Consider the following 19,337-nt stretch of genomic DNA (forward strand, 5'->3'; position numbering starts at 1 on the left):
GCTTGGCTAACCAAGCGATCGCCCTTCTCACTCTGGACTAGCTGCCAACTGGCACAACCACTCAAACCCTTACGCCGCCGCTTTTTTCCTTTTCCACCCCCCTGCACCGTTGCGGGTTCTGCAACTAACCAACGACAGAAGCAAGAGGTTCAAAAGGCCATGGTGCTGCTTTATTAGTCCAACTAGCCACAACTCAGGGTGCTTCAGCTGAAATCATGCTGTCGCCTCCTTGGAGTCTGGTAACGATGCGTGTCAAAGTGAGCCCTGGCATCAACATGAAGTTTAGGCGATCACTTCTACTAAGGTTCACTTGCTTTGTCTTTCGTTGTCGGACACGCAGCAGATCAATGCCAAAGGAGGTGCGCTCGACTCAAAGGCTTAAACCCAGGAGCAAGTAGCTTTTGGCGTGTCATTTAGTCCAAAAGCTACTTGCTCCTCTAAATTTCGACCCTTTAGGGAAGTGTAGCTACAGCTTAAGGAGTAACAGCAATACCATCGCACATTCAGCAGAATAATTTTTGGCAGACAGTGGCGCTACTGTAACAGAGATCAAGATAGAGACACTATTTGAATTGAAGTCAGAGAAAATAAAGCCTTCCAACTTTATCATCCTCGCAACAAAACCAATTTTTTTACACAAACTACTGAATTACAAATTGTGTCATGAAGCTGGAAACCTCAAGTTTGCTGCTGAAGTCACGTTGGCTTGGGCTTCTAGAGAGGCTGCTTCATCGGCAACAAACGGAGATTTTAGCAATGGACGAAAATCCAAGTATTATTTCTCACATTTCAATTGGCACAAATGACTTTGAACGGGCTGTTGCCTTCTACGACGAAGTACTACCGACACTAGGCTGTAAACGGATGATGGAACATCCTGGCGCAGTCGCTTACGGCAAGCAGTATCCAGAATTTTGGGTACAAACACCGATGAATGGTCAGCCGGCTGCGATGGGTAACGGAACGCACATTGGCTTTATCGCTCCCACAAAGGAAGCCGTACATGCTTTTTATGAGGTAGCGTTAGCAGCTGGAGCCAGAGATGATGGTGCTCCGGGTGAAAGACCAGAGTATGGTGCGCCCTATTATGGGTGCTTTGTGCGCGATCTCGATGGTCATAAAATTGAAGCTTCGTTCTGGGATCTGCAACTCATGCACAAACTGTAGATCGACACACCAGAAGCAGGGGGTTCGAGCTGCATCGGTTGGTTAAAACTCAATTTCGATGCGATGGCTTTGACTGCGGTTCCTGCTCAGTTGTGCTCTGTGTTAATCGAAAATCTTCGAGTTCTAACGGATAGCCATGATGCCGCAAACAGTCACACATTGCTTTGGAAAACTGCTTTGGAGCAGCGCCATTTTAGGAGTCGTGATCGGACTCATTCAACTGCCCGCCCTGTCTGGGCGAGCACCAAATGCAAGCGACGCTCCTTTAGATAATCTCTATCACGAAAACAATCACTTGCCAGATGATGCTGATGTTTTTCCGCGTATGGGAAAAATCGCTGGCAATGAGCGGGAACAAACAAACTGCCGCGTGGCACCGTGGGGTAGAGTTCTGACCCGTTTTGCAGGAAATGCGTTTGTCCAAATTGATCGCCGCCAAGTTGATCGCCAGCGTGAAGCCTGGTTTTATAACCGCAACGGCAACTGCTGGATTCACGACAGTCGCATTGATTTGTTATGAGTTTTTTAGAACAACCAAAATGACAGTAAATGACAGCAAAATTCAATCGCTCCTGTTCCTTGCGGCAGGATGTTTAATGTTCGGTAGCACAATCGCGGGGTGTGCAGCGACGCAGCAACAGTCTGAAGCCATAACGTCACCTCTAGCTACAACGGCAGCCTCTCCAGCGCCATCTACTAGCCCATCGGCACCCAGGATACCGGGTGTGCAGCAATGGACAGCAATCCTAAAGGGTGAATCTGCACATGGACTGACCTTCAGTAACGACGGAAAACTATTGGATCAGGAAAAACCCCTTCTGACTGGAATTCCAGTCAGCTATGTCAGCGATGGCAATGTCACCGATGCTCAACGCTTATTTGTTTCTGATCCTTCTCCATCAGGCAGATTTAATGTTGTGAAAGCCTGTGAAGGCACGACCGAAGCATCGGGATTGTGTTGGGCAGTGTTTTTGGTCGATCGCCAAGCCAAAACGGCAGCGAAAATCAGCATCGCCAAATATGGCGGGCAAAACTGGGTGCAGTGGTCGGGCGATGAGCGCTATGCCGTCTTTACAGAAGCGATGGAAGGCGTGTCTTGGTTTATAGTGCTTGATTTGCAGACCCGAGAGACCAAGCTGTTTGAGCAAACGTCTGCCGTGGCTGATTTGAGCAGCTTCAGATGGTTAGACAATCGCACCTTCCAAGCTAACATCTCCTGTGATGATCGCTCTGACTGTACAGCAGCGCCGTTTCGTGGAGACATTACGGCACTCTTTACTAAGTAATAAGTTTCCAATGATTCGTAAATTGTTTGCTTCCCCAATATTGTTTGCTTCCCCAATAATGATCACAGCCTTGCTTAGCCTCACCTTCAGAGCCACTGCCGTTGCTCAAACTTCATCACAGTCTCCCTGCCCGCAGTTCGCCTCTCCACAGCCCACCAACTTTAGACCGAGGCTAGTGCAAGAATTGGCTGAGCACACCAGCTTTGTGTACTCCCTCACTTTTAGCTGCGATGGGCGAACGCTGATTTCAACCAGTAGCACGATCGATAAATCAGTGAAATTATGGGATTGGCGATCGGGTAAGCAACAACTCAGCTTCACTGCTAGCAATCCCAATGACTGGTTTACCTCGGCATTCCTCTCACCCGATGGTCAAACACTCGTTACGGCTGACTCTAAGGGTGAAATTCAGCTTCGAGAGCCTCAAACCGGTGCAGTGCGATCGCTCTTTCCCGCTCGCACTCGTGGGGTCGGCATTGTGGTTCTGACCCGCGATGGACAGACGCTGGTGGATGCCACAGGAAGGGGCGGCGACTTCAGTATCACTTTATGGAATTTCACCACTCAGCAACAGCAACAACGGCTTTCTGGCAGCTGGGCCGATGTATGGACGATCACGCCTGACGGCTACATCTTAGCGGCTGCCAGCAATAGCGGCACTGCCAGAGTTTGGAATCTTCGCAATGGGCAGCTTGTTAGCACCTTACCCATCAGTGCTACCGCTGGAGCAATGGCGATCGCGCTTACGCCGAATGCCGAATCACTCATTGTTACTTACACTGACGGTTCCATCAAACAATGGAATGCTAGAACTGGAAGGTTCAACCGCCTGCTCTTTCGTGGTATTCAGCCCAAGGCGATCGCGATGAGCCCTGATGGTCGTACCTTGGCGATCGGCTACTACAACCACGTCCGCCTGTGGGACCTCAACACCAATCGCTTGTTCCATAACCTGCCTGCCAATGCCTCCGGTCCTCAGCTCTTACGCTTTAGCCCCGACGGTCGCTTTTTTCTCAACACCGATGAAGAGGGGAACGTGATTCGTGTCTGGCAGCTTACCCCCTAACGCAGCGTCTTGATCGCCAGTGGTTTCACTAGGCAGTCCGGAGCCGCAGCGCCTCTTAAGATGGCGCAAGCTACACCCAGTTCCTCTGCTCTTAACTGTTTGTAGTCAGGCATAGGGAAGCAACAACAAACTCTACTTCTCTACCATTACATCTTGAGCGCTACCAGAACTTTATATTCTAAAGGTCAATAACCGCAACGGTGAATTACTAAAGTTTGAAAAAACAGGGTAAACGTCGATAGTAAAAATTATTACTCCAGTGATAAATCATACTGGTTACAAGTGAATTGGATGTTCTTTTAAGGTAGCAAAGAAAGATTCCAAAGGCTGACAATGAAAATAGCAGCACTAAAAGAGAGCTAAAGGAGGGAAAGCTACCGGAAAAAAACCATCCTACCAAATGAATTGTAAAAAATAAGAGGCTAGAAACGATAGTCGCTTTAAGGTAACCCATACGAGTCTTGAATTGCTCAAGCAGGAACCCCCTAAAGACAATTTCTTCAGTCATTGGTGCAGGCAACGATGAACTGAATAGTAAAGGTAAGTTATTGCAATAGAGAGGGTCTGGCTTCTTTCCTAAAGGTATAAGAGCGATGAGGGGAATGAGTAAGCTGAAAATAATTCCCCACTTCATTCCCTTACCTAGATTAGTTGTTAGCCGAAGATAAGATAAGGGATTTTGATGTTCAATATAGTAGATATAGGCAAAGACAGGCGGTAACCAGACAAAAAATTGTACGATGAACCACCAAAGTGCAGAGAGCTTTTCGTCATTAAGAGCGGGAAACAAACTTGTTTTGAGGAAAATAAAGACCAACCAGGCGCCGACCCAACTAAGATGCAGAAATACAATATATAAAGCTAGGGGAAGCCAACTACCTAAAAGCTGTTTTCTTTGCATTGTTTTTCAATTGATAACTAAATAAACAAGCTTTTCCACTTTACGGTTCTCATCCAGTTGGAGGATAGTGGGTCTCTCTCTTACATAGCAGTAGATGATTGCTTACAAGCGACTGTTATGGCTCTGATGACGTTTTTTTTCAAAAGCCTTTAAACCAACTTGCGTGACGCTAGCCAGAAGGTTAAGAAGGAGAACCCTGTGAGTGCAACACAGTCAACGATAATGCGTTGCGTCATTGGTTGTAACAAGGTTTGTCGCAAGGCTGATGCTGCATAGGTTGCAGGACTACAATAGCCCACTATTTGCACAAGCTCTGGTAAGCGGCTGGCTGGTAACAAAACTGGACCAATGAACAGTGCCAGCAGCGTTACCAAGAGCGTTAACCCTCCTCCCACTTCTGGGCTCGGAGCATTTGTCCCGATCGCTGCTCCAATGCCAGCTAGCGGCAAAACACACAGCGGCATGACTAACAAAAGCAACGGGTGAAGTATGAAGGGCAAATGCAAAAACCAGGCACCAAAGCCAATGGTCACTAATACGGCCGGAAGCGACAGCACAAAGAACGCCAGAACAACAGCAATAATTAGCAGCGAGCGACGAATGGGTAACGTGGCGTAATAGTCTAAGGCGCCGGAGAAACGCATATAGGCAAACCGGGACGACACATTTCCCAAATTGCCAAACATAAGGGACATCACCAAGCTACCAGAGAGGATAGCGTTGAGTGATTCAGCATCATGCCTGGAGACAAAACTGCCTAAAGCAATGATACTTAACACCGGGCTAATCGTTGCCGTTAGCACCATCACCTGCCAGGACCAGCGCCAATTGCTCAACTCCATGCACAGCAGATCAAATAGTTGTAGAAGCAGTGGTAGGGGTTTACGGTTGGGTTGCATAGTGCAGATACAGGTCTTCTAACGTGGCAGAGTAGAGGCGAAAATCATCAATCTGAGTGAGGTCGAGGCGGTTGAGTGTTGACTCGATCTGATGCCATTCGAGGAAAACGCGCCAGTGTCCCGGAGAGCGGTGATCGCAGTTAAGTTCTGCAGGTAAGACCGGCGGCTTTTCAGGTTCAAAGAAGAGCTCCAAGCGCAACATTCGATCCACCTGTCGCTTCAAGTCGCTAGGACGACCGATCGCTACTAGCTTCCCCTCTCGCAAAATGCCGACCCGTTGAATTGCTTTTTCCGCCTCGATCGCGTCGTGAGTAATCAAGATAATTGTGGTTCCTTGTTCCTGGTTCAATTGGCGCAAATTATCCCACACGAGTCTGCGACGCTGAGGATCGAGGTCATTCGTCGGCTCATCCAAAATCAGGACTGGCGGCGAACCTGCTATGGCCACTGCTAAGCGCAGTAACCGCAGTTGCCCACCCGAAAGCCGCGCCACCGGTTGATCGCGCCAATCGACCATTTGCCATTGCTGGAGTAAGCGATCGCATTCCTGACGGGCCCCACGCCGACTCATGCCGCGTAAATGGGCGGTGAAATAAAGGCTCTCTGCGATCGTTAGGTTTTTCACTGCACCGCTTTCCTGGGGCATATAGCCCACATTCATCTGTACAACGTGAGGAATGGTAGTGATATTTTTGCCCCAAAACTCGATTTGACCGGCACTACTTGTCAACAAGTTCACCATCTGCCGCACAAGCGTACTTTTACCGGCCCCGTTATCCCCCAAGATGCCAAAAATTTCGCCTTGACAGATTTGCAGGCTGATGTGGTCATTCACAGGTCTGGATTGCCCCGGATAAACCTTAACAAGCTCTTGAATGTTATAAATTACAGAAGAATCCATAAGGCTCTGCTTAAGCTTCGATTCCACGACAATGGTGCTTCTTGCTGCCATGACGCTGTGCCCATAAAGCAGCTTGTGTCCGATCACGCAGCCCCAGCCGATTTAGAATACGGGTCACATGGTTTTTCACAGTGCCTTCCGTCAGATGAAGTATTTGGGCAATTTCTCGATTATTTTTTCCTTGACCAATGAGGGCTAAAACCTCCTGTTCTCGCTCACTAAAGTTAGGTTGCTCGCTCTGCTTTACTGCTGGAATGGCATTAAGTTGGGCAAAGACTTTAGGTGCAATGGTTGGTCCTAACTGGCTGTAGCCCTGATAAAGGCTGCGAATGGCAGCTGCTACCTGAACTGAAGGTGTACTTTTGAGCAGATAGCCTAACGCCCCGACCTGAAGTGATCGCAAGATATACTCATCCTCATCGAACGTAGTCAATACTAGAATCCGCATCCAGGGGTAGCGTTGATGAATTTTATGAGTCGCTTCTACGCCATCGCAAAGCGGCATTCGTACATCCATGAGAATCACGTCCGGTTGCAGTTGAGCCGCAAGGGAAAGCGCTGCTTGTCCGTCGTATGCCTGTCCTACAACCTCTAGGTCGGTTTCTAGGGCTAGTAAGGAAGCTAACCCCTGGCGAAAAAGCGGTTGGTCATCAACGAGTAGGAGGCGAATCATAGGCGTTTGGCTTTTATCTTGGGATGGTGATGTGAATGACAGTTCCTTGCTTCGGAGCCGTGTGAAGCTCGATTTGCCCACCTAAGAGTTGCACCCGTTCTTGCATTCCCCTTAGTCCAAAGCCAGTAGAGGGTTGGTTCAGGTCAAAGCCTTTGCCATCATCCATTAACTCCAGGACGACTTCACGGTCGCTAAACTGCGCTCTCACCTCAACTAAGGTCGCATCGGCATGCTTCTGAATATTGGTTAATCCTTCTTGCACAATGCAATACAATTGATGGCTGGTCTGTAAGGGTAAAGACGGCAGTTGCATATCCAGCTGCACTTGAAAGAATTGATGCTGTTTTACCTGTGCAATCAATGTCACTAAAGCTTGCTGCAAGTCAAAGGGCGAGCGATGTAAGGTTTGTAGTGACCGTCGCACGTCTTGAAGGCACTCACCTGACAGTAATTTTGCTAGATCGAGGGCTTGTAAAGCTTGATTAGGATCGTGTTCGCGTAATTTTTGTGCTACCTCTAATTGAATCTGTAAGGCCGTCAGGCTATGACCGAGAGAATCATGAATATCACGAGCAATCCGGTTGCGTTCTAGTGTTGCAGCTAACTGTTCTACTTCTTGAGTTAATGCTTCAGCTTGTAAACGGCTTTTGCGCTCCGCGATGAGTAGATAGCCTACGACCATGGCAAAGGAACTGGCACCCAGATAAAACGTGAAATGGTAGAACATTAACTTGGAGGGCGCAAAATAGCCTGTTGCCCCCTGTTCTGTAATCATTGCTAACGTGCGTTCAATCCGCCCTGGTAAGCTCCAGGTTAAGCCTGCAAGGTAGCCAGCTCCTAACAAGAAGGTCGCTGCAGCGACCTCTTTTAGGGGCAACAGTAGACAACTTTTTGCAATTGTCCAATACATCAGCAGATCAAACCGGAAATTAAACACTGCTGCAATCACGAAAACTGCCATACAGGAACAAACATACTTGCGGCGTGCGTCAAGGGGTTGCTCCATTGGAGTGATTAAGCTGAGCAAAAAAAAGACGCCGTGAAAGGCCGCGAGTTGTGCTTGAATTTGGCGATCAAAGGCATCGTAATAAGTGCTTAGAATTGCCAGCAGTGCACTCACAGCAAGCAACACCCAATCAACATAACAGAGGTTGCGCCGCAGTAACGGAAAGGGTTGAGGCAGCAGCAGTTTCATCTCTGATTCAGTTATCTCGTGATCGGTGCATATAGCATTCTTTATTCTGCCTGATCAGGTGCGGTCAGCGATCGCCTCAACCCATGACTAAAGCCATGGTTTAGCATGACTTTTGCTCAATAGGGCAAACTTGGCTGTTAAGGAAAAGGTCGAGTCACTGGAGTAGCTCCAGTGGCATTGGGTTGGCTTAGAATCAACACATCAGCTCCTTGATCCAGTCCACCAAGCGGTGGTTCGACAACGGTAGAGGCAGCAATTTGAATGAGTTCCTGCTGAGAAATACTATGCCGATCCGTGCCCAGGACAAAGCCAAACCCATCTTGTTGCCATAGCACATAGTGGTCTGTATCCTTTTTGCCCAAAGCTAAGTAATAGCCCTGGATGCCATTGGGCAAACTAACCGGAGTCCCCTTTTTTAACTGACGCGACCACGGAGAAAACCCTTCCTGTGTAAACACGGCAATGCCACCGACTGAACATTTCGGTTGCTTACAGTTCGCTTCAGGAGAAAGATAGACTTGCAACCCCTTTGCATTGGCTTGAACAAAGGGATGCAAGGCCAATGCCTCAGGAGGGAGGTAAGCTGGCAATCGCATTTTCAATCCATTCGGTAATTGCCGTTGAATGTCGTCAACAATAGGTTTGAAAAGTGATGCAGGCTCTGCTTGAGCAGAAATTGCATTAATCGTAATCCACGCAAATGATAGAAAACTCATTCTGTAAAACCAGTTTAGGTCTTTCATCGCTTTAAGTCTCAATCACTACAATAAACAGCAGTATAAGGAACTAGAAAGCAATGTCGTTCAGACGCAAGTCATTGATTCGAGATGACAAAAGTCATGTTCTACAACTGATAGTTCAGGCAAATTCAAGCAACGAAATTGCTGTAATCACGTAAGTTTTGGTAGTTGGGATTGAATTGAAGTTGGCGACAAATCTAACTTGAGGTGAAGATGGCGAGTGTGCCGTGAGCCGTCGAGTTTTGAAACTACTTCTCGATAGTCCTAAGCAAGTAAGGATAGAAGAATAGTTGATGTTGCTATTTAAGTTTTTCGGTCTTGCAATTAGCTTTCTTGTCCCATTTATGCCTCAAAACATACTGTCAAGCATGGCAGAATCCACAGCGACAAACAGAACTAGGGGTGTCAGGCTTGCGGCAGATAATTTATACGAAACCTGCAAAACAAAGTGGATTTTTGGATAGCGACAGTGACTTCAGATCATCTCACATTCTTGACTAATTGAAGTACTGTCTTGCACCTATTTACTCCATTCATCCCATGCTGCTTGCGCAACCTTTGCTATTACTTCTTCGCGTCTCGTCTCGTTAGCCATCGAATCTGAAACAAAAACTGCGATCGCTAGATGTCGCCCATTCGGCAACGTCATCAGTCCAACATCATTGGTTGCCGCCGTCACTCCATTTACAGTAGATGAAGTACCCGTTTTGTGTGCCACAACTGTCCCTGCGGGCAACAGTCCTTTAAGGCGCTTTGGACCTGTGTTTGTCTCTGTCATCAATTGCAGCAATAAGGCTTGACTAGCTTTTGAAAGCCCTTTTCCCTCATGAAAAGCGCGTAACAAAACGACGGTAGCATCAGGTGTCGCATAGTTACGATACTTCACTGCTGCATCTTGTGCTAGCTCCTTTTCCGTGTTAGCAACAACGATATCGTTGACGCCAAGACGACGCAAATACTCCGTGACCATCCTTGGCTCACCGACGAGTCGTAACAGCACATTACAAGACGTACCATCACTTTCAGAAACCATGTACTTCAGGAGTTCAGCCAGACTGAATTTTCTTCCCTGCGCTTTCTTGTCGAGAATCCGACTACCCTGAAGAACATCGCTGACCTCAACATGAATTTTCTGATCCAGCTTCAGTTTTCCTTGGTCTACTTGAGCCAAAACAGCCATTGCAATGGGAAACTTATAAACACTCTGCATTGGAAATTGCTGCTCGCCATTTAGAGTTACTGATTCCCCAGTTTCTAGTACTGTGGCTGTAACCCCAACCCGCCCTTGAGCAGCCTGAGCGATTTGTTCAATGCGAGCGCGTAATTCGTTTTCGTTGTTAGTAGTAAAAGCTACAATCTCTTGCGGTGCACCTGTTTGGTTGTCTCGCTTGTCCGCTCTGTTGCTAGAGTTGCTACTCGTACAACCAACAACCAGTAAAGACAAACAAAATAGGCAAAGTGACACATTTTTAGTTGTTGCTTGAATCATAAAATTTGAATTGGGACTGTGAACAGCCTAGAGCTACACTTGGTAACTGTCGGATTTCGGACTTCAAGAAAATTGACTAGAGGTTGAGTTAAACTCAGCGGAGCAGTCACCCACTCCGCTGGTCTGCAAAACCGTGCTTGAAGCTTGTTACCTCACACGGCTCCTCAACAACTGGGTGCTTGTCATGCATACCGGAATGAACTTGGTCGTGGCAGTGCTGATGCATCAACGTCAGATTTTCCCACTTGTGGTTTTGATGCTTCTTGTCCAGATGGTGGACTTCCAACAGGTCTTCTGACTTGAAATACAATTTGCAGTGAGCGCATTTGCCGCGTTGGCGTTGCAACAATTTGGCAATCTGAGTCGGTAGCTCTGGATGGTTGCCCATCCGAGTCGCCCAGTAGCTCCAGTCGCCATCGAAGGGACTGCGATTGCCTTGGACTTTGATGTGCCGGACAATGAGTGTGTCGCTATGCGTACGAAGCCGCAGTTGCTTCTCCCCTCGTCTGGCAGCAAAGACCCATCCACCTCCTTCTATGAGCGCCTGTGTGCCAAGGGCAAGTTAAAGAAGGTCGCTTTGACCGCCTGCATGCACAAGTTGTTGATTATCCTGAATGCTATGGCGAAAACTGGAGTGCCTTGGCGTCCAGATGTGGCGAAAAAAGCTTGACTTTCAACACAATCGCTTCTGCTGCGCGCGTCAGAAGGACTAACGCTGCGCTGCGATCAAGTCTCTACAACTCAGGCAGGACGAGGCTGGAAAGCCTAATATTGCTATTGCACTGATTTTCTTGCCTGTATGTCCGCCCAGCCCCTAGATCTTTTGATCAGGCTGCCGCAGCCAATGGTTGATTGCTTGCATGACCCAATGCCGTTCAGGTTGAGTCAAGCCGAGACCAAAGGGGTAAGCTTGACCGCTCGTGCGGATGACCAGTTGTTGCAGGAAGAGTCCTTGAGCTTGCAGTTTGGCGGGAATCTCCGCCTGGATCGCATCAATTTGGCTGTTGGAGCCGCTGAACAGCTTCCAGGTGTAACCCCATAGTTTTTTGTAAGCCACGAAGTGATCGCGACTAAATCGCAACGTCGTGGGAACACGTTTGCTGTAAAGCCGTCCACCCACTATAGCCGTAAGCAGAGTGAGTCCAGTACTCACACAAGGGGCGAAAAAGGTAAGCCATGGGAAGGTGACCCAGGTCAGAGACAGCCAGAGTAAGAGCAAGGGCACCGCCGCTAGCGTCCAATATTTCTCGCTGCCGGGATATTGGATCACTAAGGCTGCGGCAGACTCGGTGACTGTAACCCGGTCGCTCTGAAACGGCAGGACGGGCTGCCCCTCTGCGAAGCTACGTTGGGGTTGACCAAGGCAGAGCCAGTCTTGGATTTCCTGGATCACCCAGTGGCGTTCCACTTCTGCCATCGGATTGGTTAGCAGTACGGTTTTACCAGCCTGAATCATAATCCCTTTCACACCTGGCTTCTCTTGCTCGTACAGACCGATGACAGGATGAATTTTGGCCGTCTGACCACGTTGTTGCAAAAGCGTGAGGCTAAACAGCTTCCAGCGGACAGTGAAATGGGTGCGATTGCCCTGAATGGTGGTTTGGCTCCAGGCTGGCACAAGGACAGAGAGCAAAGAGGCTAGCAGCAGCAGCAGGTAAAACCAACTCAGACCGGGATTTAACACTAGATTGGGCAACTGGAACAGCAAAGTCCAGAAACCGCCCAGCACGCCTAAACAGTACAGCCAACTGACCGCTTGCCAGCCGCGCGGCGGAATGTGGATCACCAACTGCTGGCTGGTTTTCTGGAGTCGAATGTGACTGCCCTTGGGCTGACGCCTGACCGTGGGCAAGGAGAGGGACTGGCGCTGGGTCAAAGCCTCCAGCGCCTGACGCGCCGTACTCAAGCGCTCGGCTAGATCCGGTTCGGTCAACTTGCTGACCCAATTGACTAAAGCTGGCTCGACACTGACCTGCTGAGCAAATTGAATGCGGGCATTGTGCTGGGGCAAATCAGCGGGTGCTGTCCCCGTAAGCAGGTGAATCAGCGTCGCACCCAGCGCATAGAGATCCGAGGCTGGCACTGCCCGTCCGCCGAACTGTTCCATCGGCACATAGCCATACGTCCCCACCACGGTGAAGGTGGCACCGTCCAGCGCTGCCTGGTCTTGCACAGAGCCAAAATCGATCAGGTACAGGTGGTTGTCCTCGCCCCAGATCAGGTTACTCGGTTTCAGATCACGGTGCAGAAGCGGCGGCACAAACTCATGTAAGTAGACCAGGATCGAGAGGACTTCGCTCGCAATCGTTGTGATTTCGGCTTCGGTGAAATGTCGTCCTTGATCCAGGAGCTGTTGCAGGGACACACCAGGCACATAGCTTTGGACCAGACAGAACCAGGGAAAGCGGGAATCAGTGAGCTGCTCCAGCAGAAAGTAATCGCAGTAGCGGGGAATACGGGGGTGGTAGAGCTTCTGTAGCAGCTGGGCTTCCCGTTCCAGCAGTTTGGCTTCCTCCCACTGTAACTGCGGACTCATGGCCAGTAATTTCATGACCACAGTCGGCTGGGTTGGACTGTCTAGGTCTGTCGCCAGCCAGGTTTGCTGACCAGCGTGCTCTGCCAGCCGTTGGATGAGTTGATAACGTTGCCGGAAAACTTGTCCTACTTGTGGCATCATGCACCGCCTTTGATCATTAAAAATGCGCTCAATTAGTCTGAACCAGGCTCACTCGAGTCCTAACCACTGCCGGATGTCTTGCAGGAGCCAATCACGTTCTGCTTCAGTCAGCGGTGGCTTGACCGCAGTGATGAGATATTCATGCACCCCGATCGTCAGCTTCACGGCCAGAAAGGTTTTGTGCCGACCCTGCAGCTCACCCGGAGAAACCTGATCAATATCAGTAATCCAACCTTGAACCCGTTGACTGAGACCGCACCAACGCCAGCACAGTTCAAAACGCTGGCTGTCAAACCGGACAGAGGTAGCGAAGGTCTGCAGACTAAACTGCTTGGGGCTAATCAACAGCTCTAAGCTTTGGGGCGTTTTTTGCAATTGAATCTGACTGTTGACTGGCTTGGTTGCCGCGAGATTTGCGATCGCAACCTCATGCTTTTGCAAGACCTGTAAGGCTGCACAGGCAGTGGGAAACCGCAGGGTTGCGTTCACTTCCGTGAGTTGCCAGAGCCAGCGCACAAAGCCTGGATTGAGGTTCAGTCCGGCCGTAAACTGCAAGCGTCCGTCTGCCTGAGGCAGATTCGCTGGTGCTACTCCTGTCAGCAAATGGATCAGCGTTGCGCCCAGGGCATACAGATCCGAGGCGGGTGTGGCGCGTCCCCCCAACTGTTCTAAGGGTGCATAACCATAGGTACCGACAACCGTAAACGTCGCACCTGCTTGCGCCACTCGATCTTGGACCGCTCCAAAGTCGACTAAGTGAACGGTGCCATCAGTCGCCAAAATGAGATTGCTGGGCTTGATATCGCGATGCAGCACCGGTGGACTTAACCCGTGTAGGTACAGCAGGATTTGCAGGATTTGTTTCGCTAACTGGCGCACCGCTGCTTCATCAAACACGTGACCTTGTTCCAGCAACTGCTGGAGCGAAGGTCCGGGGATGTAACTCTGGACGAGGGCAAACCAGTAGAGCCGCTCGTCCAGGCAAAAGAACGCGTGATAGTGGGGAATCTGAGGGTGCGTCAGATGTTTAAGGACTTGTGCCTCACGTTCAAATAAGCGTAACTGCTCCCACTGCACACGATCACTGAAGGTGAGTAATTTCACCACGACTGAGGCTTGCGTCTGGCGATCAACCGCGAGCCAGGTTTCCCGTCCAGCATGTTGTCCTAGAAGGGTCTGGAGTTGGTAACGGTCTTGCAAAAGCTGCTGCTTTTGAAGCATGGGGGCCTTACCTCAGCTTTGTATGATCTTCAAACCTTGAGAGAGACATCACGACGAGAGACTGTCATTTCAAGCTCATAGGATTAAGAAGAATTACAGTTCGTCTTCTTAGCAAGCGCCGATCCGGACGTTTCTGAGTTTAACGATGCTCTCTCAGCAAGCTGGTCACTTGGTACCCCCTCCTTGCTTTTTTGCTGCGCTTAGCAGTTAGCCCAGTGACAACTAGAGGCCTAAACGTCGAAACGATAACGCACGGCGCCTGTCTGCGAATCATTGGTGACTTCGGCATAGTCTAATTCTTGCGCCTCTTTGAGCAACGCCTTGAGCGCCGCTGGTTCTAACTCCGTGTGCAGAGCCGCCTGCGCCAGCGATAAAGTCCCACCGTTCGCCTTTGCAGCCTTTAAGAGCTTCTGCATGGGTGGCGTTGCTGCAGGTACAGGTCCGACACTCGCGGTCGCTACTGACTGATGGGGTTGATCAAGATAGCGACCGCGTAGAGTCTGATTGCGCTCAGTGACCATACCGGGAATCAAAGCCAGATCAATCAGTTGCCCAAAACCGAATAAACCGAAGGTGAACAGGTAGAGCAAGCCAGAGCCAAACTTACCCGCGTAGAACCGTTGCCCACCGCAGAACCCGAACAAACAGGTACACCAAAGTAGGTAAGCGACGCCAGTATCGATTTGAGGCGGCATGATTGTAACCTTACGAAAGCAGCTTTTACTTAAGACTACCCAGCCGCAAGCCGCAGTTCCGCACTCCAGTACCAGCGCGCCTCAAACTGACGTGGCTTCAACCCTGAAGCACAGTGGTACCAGAGGTTACTCTAGACCTTCGCCAAACGGGAGCAAGAGCTGGTCTTGCCCAGCCAAGCGTTGACGTTTCTGCGCTGTTTCCACCTGGCGTCTGGCTTTAATCTGGTGCAACACCTGTTTAATATAGGCAATGCCCTCCTCCTGGGTCATATTTCTGGTCTCTGCCTGACTCAAAGCCGCACTAGGCAAGCTATTACACCCAATTGCCTGCAGTTCTACACATTCCAAAGCCCCAGAACTCCCTTCAGACAAAGTATTACACCCACTTTCACCCAATAAGTTTGTGTGACTGGCGGGGCTGAATGCCGCCCACGAGCAATCCAGCCCCGCCGCACTCTGAAGCGCGCCCATTGTTGTGTTTTGTAAATGCCTCGGATGCCACAAATCTCGATGACGATAGAGTGTCGTTCCACTCAAGCCATGAGTCACGAGCGCATCAAAGCGTTCCGTGATGCCTGCAGGCAGTGCTGCCTGTTCAAGTAAGTCAGCGACTGCCTGTCGAATGCGTGCTCTCGCTTCTGTTTGTTGTTGCTGGTTCCAGCTTGGCTCTGCTGTGTCAGGTTGATCGGGGTTTAAATCAACAGGGCGTTTGTCGGTGCCGTAGTGGAAGTAGTGGCTCTGTTCAATGGCGAACCTCCAGTCTTGAGCACGTTTCTCGACTTCATGGTGATGCTGGCACCAGTCGTGATAGCCAGGAAGGTTCTGGGCGATCGTGACGATGTCATGGACTAAGGCCTGTCCTTCTAAGGGCTTGTCGGTATAGAGGACATGCCCAAAGATGTAAGAACGCATGGCAATGCGTCCGAGTAACCGATTGGTTTGTCCGGGGCCCGTCCAACCCTGCTCAATTTCGGCATTGAGGTCATTCAAGAATTTATCGGCTTTACCCGTGACCCGAAACTGTCGCCGTCGTGCGGCTTTCAGAATCCGCTCCAACGCTTTGGTATCGAGGCTGTTGCGACCTTGAGCAAACTGCCAGTGCTGCACAAAGGTCTCCTGGTTACCCCAAAGCATTTGGAGGTCTTGATTCAAGAGATACGACCCCGCCTGCATCGGCAGACGATGACCGTTGTAGAGACTATGCTCGCCACTGGTGACATAGGCTTTGCAGTTGGGAAAGACTTCCAACTGACCGGGTGCCAGTTTGAACCCAGCATTTTCCAGCAGTGTGGAGACTGCCAGGGCGATCGCCCAAGTCTTCTGCTCGGTGTCAAAGGGGAAGTAGAGATGCAGACCGCCGCTGTAGCTAGAGGTGCAGACCGGCTTAGTTATAGCAGCGGAAAAATTCTGGTCGTTAGTGAGCAGTTAACATGAACTGTCCCATTTACGAGGTTTGACCGAGCACTGCTAAGAAGCCTGTAATGGCGCAAAATCGTTCTCTGTGGTTGAGACCGCCCCATTTATGGCTCAAGATGGGGCAGTTCAACCCAACTGCCACCAAAACGGAGCAACCGCTGAAAGCTTTATCTCATGAGCCTTCTAGCCTTGACGACCACCTTTTGTCCGTTGCTATAACTAAGCCATCCCAAGCTGTTAGAAGCTAGAACGCTTATTTAGAGTCGCGTTGACCGCTTGCGCCATATTTTTTGCTCATTCACACCAGTGGGTTTGCCCTTTCTTGCCTTCTGACTGTGGCAACCAATCAAGCAAGGGTACTGGGCGCAGCAACGACTAATTCCCACGCTGGCTTATTCCCGATCGCGGTAACAACGTGAGGTGTCCCTAAGCTGGGCGGCTGTAGGAGGAACGAGTTTGGGTCGAACGGCTGGCAGGCAGAGTGAACCAGGTTTCTAACCGAGTCATGATTGAGAAGGTGCCAGCATCCACTGTGAGGTAGCGAGCTTGACTCAGGAAACGCTGACGAACAGATGAATGTTCCCACCGCTTCAAATTTTCCAAATGGTCAAATTTGAAGACAATTCGGTATTCGTGCTCGTCTTGACCACTTGGGCGAAACACAGAGGCACCTAAATACACTTCAAAGGTGCTGGCTGTGCTGATCATCTGCTCTAATAGCGCTTCAAAGGCTTGCTCCTTACCCCTTGTGACCTGCTGTACGACATCTACTGTCACCGCAGGATCGGTGTGCATGACTTCAGCCCTGACTTAATAAGGGTGCACCACTCACACCAACGGCTAGACGCACCACTTGCGCCGGTTCCACGCCAGTGGCAGGGGGTAAGAACATCCCGCCATTATTGACAACATACAAGTCAGTGCCGTGAAACGCGACCGCCGTGCAACCGGTTACCCCCTGTTCCGCCTGGGCAATGATCGTTGTGCGGCGGTCACGGTCAATGCGAATCACACTGTTGTACACATGGGTGGCTCCATAGAGATTGCCGTGCACATCAAAAGCAAAGTCATCAAGGTTCGTCCCCTCGATGAGAATCTCCGGCTCCTGTGGTTTGAGGCGCTCATCCAACGGCATCTGTAAGAGCAACAGCCGTTGTGTGTTAGACGCATAGAGACGATTGCCAAAGCGCTTTAGGCCGTTGACGGCTGGAAACGTGCTGGTCTCGTCACTACGAGCGAGGAGGGGATGCTCCAACCAAAGCTCGACGGTTTGGGTCGTGACATCAAACGACCAAATGGCACCCCGATAGGCATCGGCCATGAGGTAAGAGCGAGAAGACAAGGGTGTGATGCCATTGAGGAACTGTGCTTCTGGCAAAGTTTGGAGGTATTGCACCGCCCCGTCCGCTAGTACAGCAACAAAGGGGACACCTTCGGCATTCCAGCCATTGACGAGGAACTGATTGGGCTCAATCCAGGCAATGCCGCTGACCTTGCCGCTCAGCTGAGCGTACGTTGTCAGGTTACCGTCTGGATCGAGCTGGACGACCGCTCCAACTTCGTGGTTGGTGAGATAGATGTCACCGGAGGGGAGAATCGCCAAATTTTCCAGAAAAGTATTGACCGGAAACGTCGCCATGGGCTGGGCAGGCAGCAAAGCAACAGGCATGTCAGCATAGATTGCAGGTAATGGCATTGTTTCGACCTTAAAAGCCTTAGGTGGACGCTTAATCAGGTTGTTTTCTACAGGTAGTGATGAAAAGTCTCACTCCTGCCTCTAGAACAACTGGTTTAGAACTCAAGATAGTGGCAGAATCAGGATAAATCAAATTGATTCTAGAGATGCTTCCTATCAATGAAAGCAATTGACTTGAGTGCCGTTGATCTCAATCTCCTCGTTGCCTTCGAGTCCCTGTATCGCTACCAAAGCGTGACGCTTGCGGCGCAGCGTATCCACATTGGACAACCGGCAATGAGTGCAGCACTGAGGCGCTTGCGATCGCTCTTTGATGATGCATTATTTGTGCGGGTAGGGCGAGAAATGAAGCCGACCGCCAGAGCAGTGGCGATCGCTCCCCAGGTGCTGTCGGCTTTAGACACGATCCGAGCGACGTTAGCTGACTTGCAAACCTTTGATCCAGCCTCTTCACAGCAAACATTCACTGTCGCCACATCAGATTATTTTGCCAGCATGGTTCTGCCAGCGTTGTTAGGTCTTCTAAGCCAGCAGGCGCCACAGGTTAATCTGCGGTTGCTGCCGGTGGAAAAGGAATCGCTGGTAGAGGCCATCGAAAAGGACACATTAGATGTGGCCGTGGGTACGTTTGCTAATTTACCGCCCTACATTCTTCAACAAACATTGCTGTCAGAGCAATTTGTTGGCCTTGCCCGTCGTGGCCATCCGGCGCTGGAGGATGGGGTCATGAGCCTAGAGAATTTTGTCGGGTTTCCCCATGCGTTATTTACTGCACGGCGAGACGATACCGGGATCATCGACCAAGCCCTGGCAAAGCAGAAGTTAAACCGACGCATCGCCCTCACGGTTCCCTACTGGTTTGCCTTACCCTCGGCAATCGCGTCTTCCGATTTGTTAGTAGCTATTCCCTCCTGCCTGGCGGCACAGGTGACTCAACATTACGCCCTCCAGGCTTTTGATCTTCCGCTTAACTTAGCGTCTTGGTCCATAACAATGGTGTGGAGTACACTCAACGACCAGAACCCGGAAAACCTTTGGCTGAGACAGACAATGCAACACGCTTGTCAAAGCCTTGTCGAAGCGCGAAAGACTAAAGCTTGAGCTCATAAGCCCCTTGCCGCAGTGGTATACAACATTGGTGCTATGTCATCAATGTTGTATACCGCTACGGAAGGAGAAGGTTAGCTCACAAACTTTAAGGCGTTATGTAGAGGTACCCTCACGGGTACTGCCAAAAGCCAGGAGCATTTGCGAAACTTTTAATAAGCTCAGTGGTTAAGCTTACTGTGATGCTGAACGTTCTCGATGTTGTTCA

20 protein-coding genes and 1 pseudogene are annotated in these 19,337 nt (G+C 50.1%); 7 read left to right on the forward strand and 14 right to left on the reverse strand.

Features of this window, described 5'->3' with window-relative positions:
* The first annotated feature begins 756 nt into the window (after nucleotides 1-756).
* From H6F76_RS03075 to H6F76_RS03090, 4 genes are all read left to right on the forward strand, one after another.
* A complete protein-coding gene (locus H6F76_RS03075) occupies nucleotides 757-1,167 on the forward strand; it encodes a VOC family protein (protein WP_190505834.1) in 411 nt (136 codons plus the stop codon).
* Nucleotides 1,168-1,303: 136 nt separating this feature from the next.
* Entirely contained in the window at nucleotides 1,304-1,687 is a 384-nt protein-coding gene (locus tag H6F76_RS03080) for a hypothetical protein (protein WP_190505836.1), read from the forward strand.
* Nucleotides 1,688-1,706: 19 nt separating this feature from the next.
* Nucleotides 1,707-2,453, forward strand: coding sequence for a hypothetical protein (locus H6F76_RS03085; RefSeq protein WP_190505838.1), 747 nt, complete (start codon nucleotides 1,707-1,709; stop codon nucleotides 2,451-2,453).
* A gap of 58 nt (nucleotides 2,454-2,511) precedes the next feature.
* Nucleotides 2,512-3,519 (forward strand): WD40 repeat domain-containing protein, encoded by a 1,008-nt coding sequence (locus H6F76_RS03090; RefSeq protein WP_190505841.1) that lies wholly within the window; start codon nucleotides 2,512-2,514, stop codon nucleotides 3,517-3,519.
* Nucleotides 3,520-3,727: 208 nt separating this feature from the next.
* Here the strand turns inward: H6F76_RS03090 and H6F76_RS03095 are convergent, their stop codons facing one another.
* The 8 genes from H6F76_RS03095 to H6F76_RS03130 all read right to left on the reverse strand — a co-directional run bounded on the left by H6F76_RS03095 (nucleotide 3,728) and on the right by H6F76_RS03130 (nucleotide 10,705).
* Nucleotides 3,728-4,420, reverse strand: a complete 693-nt coding sequence (locus H6F76_RS03095) for a type II CAAX endopeptidase family protein (protein WP_190505843.1) — start codon at nucleotides 4,418-4,420, stop codon at nucleotides 3,728-3,730.
* 149 nt (nucleotides 4,421-4,569) lie between these two features.
* Nucleotides 4,570-5,319: an ABC transporter permease gene (locus tag H6F76_RS03100; RefSeq protein WP_190505845.1), complete on the reverse strand. Its 750-nt coding sequence runs from the start codon at nucleotides 5,317-5,319 to the stop codon at nucleotides 4,570-4,572.
* Complete coding sequence (locus H6F76_RS03105) at nucleotides 5,303-6,220, reverse strand: ABC transporter ATP-binding protein (RefSeq protein WP_190505847.1); 918 nt, start codon at nucleotides 6,218-6,220, stop codon at nucleotides 5,303-5,305. The genes H6F76_RS03100 and H6F76_RS03105 overlap by 17 nt, the downstream gene beginning before the upstream one ends.
* Nucleotides 6,221-6,230: 10 nt before the next feature.
* On the reverse strand, nucleotides 6,231-6,893 hold the full coding sequence (locus H6F76_RS03110; RefSeq protein WP_190505849.1) for a response regulator transcription factor: 663 nt from the start codon (nucleotides 6,891-6,893) through the stop codon (nucleotides 6,231-6,233).
* A gap of 13 nt (nucleotides 6,894-6,906) precedes the next feature.
* Nucleotides 6,907-8,088, reverse strand: a complete 1,182-nt coding sequence (locus tag H6F76_RS03115; protein WP_190505851.1) for a sensor histidine kinase — start codon at nucleotides 8,086-8,088, stop codon at nucleotides 6,907-6,909.
* 137 nt (nucleotides 8,089-8,225) lie between these two features.
* Entirely contained in the window at nucleotides 8,226-8,804 is a 579-nt protein-coding gene (locus H6F76_RS03120) for a hypothetical protein (protein WP_190505853.1), read from the reverse strand.
* A gap of 544 nt (nucleotides 8,805-9,348) precedes the next feature.
* Complete coding sequence (bla, locus tag H6F76_RS03125) at nucleotides 9,349-10,317, reverse strand: class A beta-lactamase, subclass A2 (protein ID WP_190505855.1); 969 nt, start codon at nucleotides 10,315-10,317, stop codon at nucleotides 9,349-9,351.
* 106 nt (nucleotides 10,318-10,423) lie between these two features.
* On the reverse strand, nucleotides 10,424-10,705 hold the full coding sequence (locus tag H6F76_RS03130; RefSeq protein ID WP_190505857.1) for an HNH endonuclease: 282 nt from the start codon (nucleotides 10,703-10,705) through the stop codon (nucleotides 10,424-10,426).
* A 144-nt stretch (nucleotides 10,706-10,849) separates the two neighbouring features.
* Between H6F76_RS03130 and H6F76_RS03135 the strand changes: the two are divergent.
* Nucleotides 10,850-10,987 (forward strand): annotated as a pseudogene (locus H6F76_RS03135) (IS110 family transposase); the annotation flags it as partial.
* A gap of 144 nt (nucleotides 10,988-11,131) precedes the next feature.
* Here the strand turns inward: H6F76_RS03135 and H6F76_RS03140 are convergent.
* The 4 genes from H6F76_RS03140 to H6F76_RS03155 all read right to left on the reverse strand — a co-directional run bounded on the left by H6F76_RS03140 (nucleotide 11,132) and on the right by H6F76_RS03155 (nucleotide 16,062).
* The gene (locus tag H6F76_RS03140; protein ID WP_199321887.1) at nucleotides 11,132-12,994 is read right to left on the reverse strand and encodes a serine/threonine-protein kinase; all 1,863 of its coding nucleotides are present in this window, start codon (nucleotides 12,992-12,994) and stop codon (nucleotides 11,132-11,134) included.
* 48 nt (nucleotides 12,995-13,042) lie between these two features.
* On the reverse strand, nucleotides 13,043-14,215 hold the full coding sequence (locus H6F76_RS03145; RefSeq protein WP_190505859.1) for a serine/threonine-protein kinase: 1,173 nt from the start codon (nucleotides 14,213-14,215) through the stop codon (nucleotides 13,043-13,045).
* Nucleotides 14,216-14,445: 230 nt separating this feature from the next.
* Complete coding sequence (locus tag H6F76_RS03150) at nucleotides 14,446-14,910, reverse strand: TM2 domain-containing protein (RefSeq protein ID WP_190505861.1); 465 nt, start codon at nucleotides 14,908-14,910, stop codon at nucleotides 14,446-14,448.
* Between the two features lie 126 nt (nucleotides 14,911-15,036).
* Nucleotides 15,037-16,062 carry a hypothetical protein gene (locus H6F76_RS03155; protein WP_190505863.1) on the reverse strand — a complete coding sequence of 342 codons (1,026 nt, stop codon included), beginning with the start codon at nucleotides 16,060-16,062 and terminating at the stop codon, nucleotides 15,037-15,039.
* On the opposite strand from H6F76_RS03155, the gene H6F76_RS03160 reads away from it, so the two are divergent.
* Nucleotides 16,054-16,344: a hypothetical protein gene (locus H6F76_RS03160; protein ID WP_190505865.1), complete on the forward strand. Its 291-nt coding sequence runs from the start codon at nucleotides 16,054-16,056 to the stop codon at nucleotides 16,342-16,344. The two genes, H6F76_RS03155 and H6F76_RS03160, sit on opposite strands and share 9 nt — an antisense overlap.
* 408 nt (nucleotides 16,345-16,752) lie before the next feature.
* Here the strand turns inward: H6F76_RS03160 and H6F76_RS03165 are convergent, their stop codons facing one another.
* On the reverse strand, nucleotides 16,753-17,121 hold the full coding sequence (locus tag H6F76_RS03165; RefSeq protein WP_190505867.1) for an antibiotic biosynthesis monooxygenase: 369 nt from the start codon (nucleotides 17,119-17,121) through the stop codon (nucleotides 16,753-16,755).
* Nucleotides 17,122-17,125: 4 nt separating this feature from the next.
* The gene (locus tag H6F76_RS03170; protein ID WP_190505869.1) at nucleotides 17,126-18,022 is read right to left on the reverse strand and encodes a gluconolactonase; all 897 of its coding nucleotides are present in this window, start codon (nucleotides 18,020-18,022) and stop codon (nucleotides 17,126-17,128) included.
* A gap of 159 nt (nucleotides 18,023-18,181) precedes the next feature.
* Here H6F76_RS03170 and H6F76_RS03175 point away from each other — a divergent pair, with 159 nt between their 5' ends.
* A complete protein-coding gene (locus H6F76_RS03175) occupies nucleotides 18,182-19,123 on the forward strand; it encodes a LysR family transcriptional regulator (RefSeq protein WP_190505871.1) in 942 nt (313 codons plus the stop codon).
* Nucleotides 19,124-19,337: the final 214 nt, after the last annotated feature.

It is taken from the genome of Leptolyngbya sp. FACHB-321, assembly GCF_014695975.1.
Taxonomy (GTDB): Bacteria; Cyanobacteriota; Cyanobacteriia; order Leptolyngbyales; family Leptolyngbyaceae; genus Stenomitos.

Excerpts from the sequence above, each read along its gene's own strand:
- H6F76_RS03075 (WP_190505834.1), top strand. The coding sequence starts at position 757 with ATGGACGAAAATCCAAGTATTATTTCTCACATTTCAATTGGCACAAAT.
- H6F76_RS03080 (WP_190505836.1), top strand. The coding sequence starts at position 1,304 with ATGATGCCGCAAACAGTCACACATTGCTTTGGAAAACTGCTTTGGAGC.
- H6F76_RS03085 (WP_190505838.1), top strand. The coding sequence starts at position 1,707 with ATGACAGTAAATGACAGCAAAATTCAATCGCTCCTGTTCCTTGCGGCA.
- H6F76_RS03090 (WP_190505841.1), top strand. The coding sequence starts at position 2,512 with ATGATCACAGCCTTGCTTAGCCTCACCTTCAGAGCCACTGCCGTTGCT.
- H6F76_RS03095 (WP_190505843.1), bottom strand. The coding sequence starts at position 4,420 with ATGCAAAGAAAACAGCTTTTAGGTAGTTGGCTTCCCCTAGCTTTATAT.
- H6F76_RS03100 (WP_190505845.1), bottom strand. The coding sequence starts at position 5,319 with ATGCAACCCAACCGTAAACCCCTACCACTGCTTCTACAACTATTTGAT.
- H6F76_RS03105 (WP_190505847.1), bottom strand. The coding sequence starts at position 6,220 with ATGGATTCTTCTGTAATTTATAACATTCAAGAGCTTGTTAAGGTTTAT.
- H6F76_RS03110 (WP_190505849.1), bottom strand. The coding sequence starts at position 6,893 with ATGATTCGCCTCCTACTCGTTGATGACCAACCGCTTTTTCGCCAGGGG.
- H6F76_RS03115 (WP_190505851.1), bottom strand. The coding sequence starts at position 8,088 with ATGAAACTGCTGCTGCCTCAACCCTTTCCGTTACTGCGGCGCAACCTC.
- H6F76_RS03120 (WP_190505853.1), bottom strand. The coding sequence starts at position 8,804 with ATGAGTTTTCTATCATTTGCGTGGATTACGATTAATGCAATTTCTGCT.
- bla (WP_190505855.1), bottom strand. The coding sequence starts at position 10,317 with ATGATTCAAGCAACAACTAAAAATGTGTCACTTTGCCTATTTTGTTTG.
- H6F76_RS03130 (WP_190505857.1), bottom strand. The coding sequence starts at position 10,705 with ATGGGCAACCATCCAGAGCTACCGACTCAGATTGCCAAATTGTTGCAA.
- H6F76_RS03140 (WP_199321887.1), bottom strand. The coding sequence starts at position 12,994 with ATGATGCCACAAGTAGGACAAGTTTTCCGGCAACGTTATCAACTCATC.
- H6F76_RS03145 (WP_190505859.1), bottom strand. The coding sequence starts at position 14,215 with ATGCTTCAAAAGCAGCAGCTTTTGCAAGACCGTTACCAACTCCAGACC.
- H6F76_RS03150 (WP_190505861.1), bottom strand. The coding sequence starts at position 14,910 with ATGCCGCCTCAAATCGATACTGGCGTCGCTTACCTACTTTGGTGTACC.
- H6F76_RS03165 (WP_190505867.1), bottom strand. The coding sequence starts at position 17,121 with ATGCACACCGATCCTGCGGTGACAGTAGATGTCGTACAGCAGGTCACA.
- H6F76_RS03170 (WP_190505869.1), bottom strand. The coding sequence starts at position 18,022 with ATGCCATTACCTGCAATCTATGCTGACATGCCTGTTGCTTTGCTGCCT.
- H6F76_RS03175 (WP_190505871.1), top strand. The coding sequence starts at position 18,182 with ATGAAAGCAATTGACTTGAGTGCCGTTGATCTCAATCTCCTCGTTGCC.